Below are 4065 nucleotides of genomic sequence, written 5' to 3'. Positions count from 1 at the left end.
TCGGGGATCGGGGATCGGGGATCGGGGATCGGGGATCGGGGATCGGGGATTGGGGATCGGGGATTGGGGATTGGGGCATTGGTTATTCTCCCTGCTCCCTGCTCCCTGCTCCCTGCTCCCTGCTCCCTGCTCCCCATTTTGTAAAGCTATTACGTTTTTTGGGATTGTAACATAGTGTTACAAGAGATGATTGAATTACTATAAAAGTTATGAATGAATTTTGTTAACTCTAGATAATTGTGATTCAAAACCATGTCCCGTTCCTTACCCCAAGCCGTTTTTTTGGTGGACGGCTACAACATTATAGGCACTTGGTCTTGTCTGAAAAGAACCCGTGATCAAGCTGGATTAGAAGCGGCGCGCTGGGAATTAGTAGAAGCTTTGACAGATTACAGCGCATTTCAAGGCTATGAGACACAGATAGTGTTTGATGCCCAATATCAAAATACTAGTAGTAACAAAGAAGTTATTACAGATCTTGTGTCTGTCTATTATACAGACTTCGGTCAAACAGCAGACACATATATAGAAAAAGCCTGTGCGTCTCTGCGTCCTACCATAGCTCAATCTTTAATTTCTCGCGTGATTGTTGCCACATCAGACCGTGTCCAACAACTGATGGTACAGGGGTATGGGGCAGAATGGTTATCAGCACAGCAATTATGTTATGAAGTAAAAGCCACAGTTTGTCGGGTGCGGCAAAAATATCAACCACGCAAAAAATCTAATGGTAGATTCCTCGCTAACTCTATTGATGCTAAAGCGAGGCAGCGTCTAGCTGAACTGCGAATGGGATTGAAGTAGATAATTCACACAAGTTAAGCCTAAAGCATTTCTCTGACTGGGGTCTGAGTGGATTCGAGTATTGGCAAAATAGTCGATTCAGGTTGCTAGTCAACACACTCACAAAATTTTTGGAAAAAATTTTTCCGAAAGTACTTGCCATTCCTAGAACTTGGTATTACTATTATTAATCGTGACGTTCCTCAGTAGCTCAGTGGTAGAGCGGTCGGCTGTTAACCGATTGGTCGCAGGTTCGAATCCTGCCTGGGGAGTTTAAAAAGGATAAAAGGTAAAGAATGAAGGATAAAGAAAACTATTCAGACTTCAACCTTCAATCTTTATCCTTTAATAATTTGTGGTCGCTTGACCCAAAAGTAACTTTTCTCAACCATGGATCGTTTGGTGCTTGCCCGATCGCAGTCTTATCATTTCAACAACAACTGCGATCGCAACTTGAACAGGAACCACTACGATTTTTCACCAGGGAATGGGAACCGCTGCTAGATGGGGCTAAAAGCAAACTAGCAACATTTGTGGGTGCTGATGTCGAGGATTTGGTATTTGTCCCCAATGCAACCACCGGCGTCAATGCGGTATTGCGTTCCCTGACTTTTCATCCCGAAGACGAAATACTCACAACGAACCACGAGTACAACGCCTGTCGTAATGCACTTGATTTTATCGCCAGTCGCACAGGAGCGCAGATAATAGTTGCTCAGATTCCATTTCCCCTGGATTCGCCGCAGCAAATTGTAGAAGCAGTCATAGAGCGAGTTTCACCTCAAACAAAATTAGCATTACTAGATCATGTCAGCAGTCAAACAGCATTAATTTTTCCCCTACAGCAATTGGTGCAACAATTGCAAGCAAGAGGTGTAGACACACTTGTAGATGGCGCTCATGCACCAGGTATGTTACCTCTAAATTTGCGATCAATTGGCGCCACTTATTACACGGGAAATTGCCATAAATGGCTGTGTGCGCCCAAGGGAGCAGCATTTTTGTATGTGCAACCAGATAAACAACCAGAAATTCGTCCTTTGACAATTAGCCACGGTGCGAACTCGCCACGCACTGATAAAAGTCGCTTTCAATTGGAATTTGATTGGATGGGAACAGATGACCCCACTGCGTATATGTGCGTACCAGAAGCGATCGCATTTTTAGGTTCCCTGTTACCTGGTGGTTGGGATGAATTGAGACAGCGCAATCATCAATTAGCATTGCAAGCCAGACAGCTACTTTGTCAAACACTCCAAGTTTTGCCACCTTGTCCCGAAGAGATGATTGGCTCAATGGCTGTTGTACCCATACCTACCGCTTTGTCAAACCGCAATTTTTTATCCATACGTGATGAGTTATTTGATCGGTTTGATATTCAGGTGCAGATAGTTCCTTGGCAAGAGACACCGAAGTTACTAGTAAGAATTTCCGCGCAGATTTACAACAGAATTGAGGAGTATGAGTATTTAGGGAAAGCGCTGGGAGAATTAATAGCTGAGAGTGTTGATTAGCGGCTTTAGGATACTTTTGTGTCTTAGTGTCTTTGTGGTTCAAGAAAGATTTTTTTCACCACCAAGGCACAGAGACACTAAGAAAAAGAACCAGATAAATTATGTATCAGTTCCCCAAAGCATTGTGGAGCTAGTGGTATCTTTTGAAATAATTACCTTTCAATTGCTGTAATTAGCATGAACTTTGGTATGAACTCAGGAGCGGTGTCAGCTAATCCTTTTGTAGCTCCGGGAATGATTAAAGACCCCAGGTTATTTGTGGGTCGTAAAGAAGAATTAAATGCGATCGCATCCCGGATGAGCGGTGTACAGCCAACAAGTATCAATATTGTTGGTGAAAAACACATTGGTAAATCTTCGTTACTATATCACTTTTCCCGGACGTGGGAACAGCGAGTCACAGATCCAAGCCGTTATGTGGTGATTTATCTGTCGTTACGGGATGCAAACTGTGAAACAGAGATGGGTTTTTATGAGGTAGTGGCGGAAGCGTTATTAAATCGCCTGGCTTTGTGGAAACTGCAATTGAGAAATCCTTTGCAGGTTCAACCGCTGAATCGTCAAGTTTTCTCGGACGCGATCAAAAAATGGAAAAAGCAGGATGTGTTACCTGTTCTCTGTTTAGATGATTTTCAGATACTTTTGGAACGTCCCCAGGAATTTGATAACAATTTTTATAATAGTTTGCGATCGCTCATGGATGATAGTGCTTTGATGCTGGTGGTAGCTTCCCGCAAAAAACTGGGAACTTATGCTGCTGAGAAAGGTTTGACTTCTCCTTTTTTTAATGTCGGTCAAACTTTGGTTTTAAGAGAATTAACTACAGATGAGGCGATTCAACTCACACGTTTCCCTGATAATACTGGCGCATCAGCTTTGAGTGTAAATGAGCAAAACTATGCTCAACAGTGGGGTAAGCGCCATCCTTATAAACTGCAACTCGCTTGCAGGTGCTTGTGGGAAGCGCGTCACCAAGGCAAAGATATCCAATGGGCAAAAGAGCAATTTTTGCAAGAAATTAATCAGTCTCAGTCTTCATCCAATCATCCCTGGTTAAAGTGGCAATGGTTACGGTGGATAGTTTGGGATTTTCCAATTCGCTTGGGTAGGGTAGCTAAATTCATTGGCGGAAACGTGGACGATGTGACGAACTGGATTATCGGGTTTGTGATTCTGATTTTGCTAATTTTTGTGGTGATGGGTTTGGTTAATTGGGAGCAGGTAAAGGGGGTATTGCAAAAAGCAGTGGGGGGATAGATATAAAAATTCGTGCGCGAGTTTTCAAAACCATTTGAAAAAACAATCCGACAAATGAATCATTGTAGAGACGCGATTTATCGCGTCTTATATTCCAATGATGGCGTTTCATATTCTGAATGTGTCGTAAACATTTTTTGAATGGCATTAATATTTAAATCCACCAGAGAGACGCGATAAATCGCGTCTCTACAATCCCAAAATTATAATGAAAAATTCTTAACCGAACCATATTGGTGTTTATCCCATAAGTCTTTGATACTCGTCGTCGAGTCTTTGATACTCGTCGCCGAGTCTTTGAACTCCGTCAACGAGTCTTTGAACTCCGTCGGCGAGTCTTTGAACTCCGTCAACGAGTCTTTGATCTCCGTCGGCGAGTCTTTGAACTCCGTCAACTAGTCTTTGAACTCCGTCAACGAGTCTTTGAACTCCGTCGTCGAGTCTTTGAACTCTTGCATGAATTTTTGCCCTCTCCCTAAATCCCTCTCCCAAACATGGGAGAGGGACTTTG

3 protein-coding genes, 1 tRNA gene and 1 pseudogene are annotated in these 4065 nt (G+C 43.0%); 4 read left to right on the top strand and 1 reads right to left on the bottom strand.

The window, feature by feature from the left end; all coding sequences use genetic code 11:
• Positions 1–252: 252 nt before the first annotated feature.
• The 4 genes from B4U84_RS20015 (at position 253) to B4U84_RS20000 (ending at position 3554) form a co-directional block, all read left to right on the top strand.
• Positions 253–804 (top strand): NYN domain-containing protein, encoded by a 552-nt coding sequence (locus B4U84_RS20015; RefSeq protein WP_017310910.1) that lies wholly within the window; start codon positions 253–255, stop codon positions 802–804.
• A gap of 179 nt (positions 805–983) precedes the next feature.
• Positions 984–1055: transfer RNA gene (locus tag B4U84_RS20010), tRNA-Asn, on the top strand.
• Between the two features lie 24 nt (positions 1056–1079).
• The gene (locus tag B4U84_RS20005; RefSeq protein WP_131120284.1) at positions 1080–2297 is read left to right on the top strand and encodes an aminotransferase class V-fold PLP-dependent enzyme; all 1218 of its coding nucleotides are present in this window, start codon (positions 1080–1082) and stop codon (positions 2295–2297) included.
• 177 nt (positions 2298–2474) lie between these two features.
• Entirely contained in the window at positions 2475–3554 is a 1080-nt protein-coding gene (locus tag B4U84_RS20000) for a TniB family NTP-binding protein (RefSeq protein ID WP_242677669.1), read from the top strand.
• Positions 3555–3794: 240 nt separating this feature from the next.
• On the opposite strand, the pseudogene B4U84_RS19995 reads toward B4U84_RS20000, so the two are convergent.
• Positions 3795–4065, bottom strand: a pseudogene (locus tag B4U84_RS19995) (hypothetical protein); the annotation flags it as partial.

Source organism: Westiellopsis prolifica IICB1 (assembly GCF_004323185.1).
In the GTDB taxonomy this organism is placed as follows: domain Bacteria; phylum Cyanobacteriota; class Cyanobacteriia; order Cyanobacteriales; family Nostocaceae; genus Pelatocladus; species Pelatocladus prolificus_A.
Note: the sequence above shows the minus strand (reverse complement) of the source record. Positions and strands in the feature narration are given on the sequence as shown.

Bases quoted from the DNA above. Each gene is read 5' to 3' on its own strand.
- B4U84_RS20015 (WP_017310910.1), top strand. From the start codon at position 253: ATGTCCCGTTCCTTACCCCAAGCCGTTTTTTTGGTGGACGGCTACAAC.
- B4U84_RS20005 (WP_131120284.1), top strand. From the start codon at position 1,080: ATGAAGGATAAAGAAAACTATTCAGACTTCAACCTTCAATCTTTATCC.
- B4U84_RS20000 (WP_242677669.1), top strand. From the start codon at position 2,475: ATGAACTTTGGTATGAACTCAGGAGCGGTGTCAGCTAATCCTTTTGTA.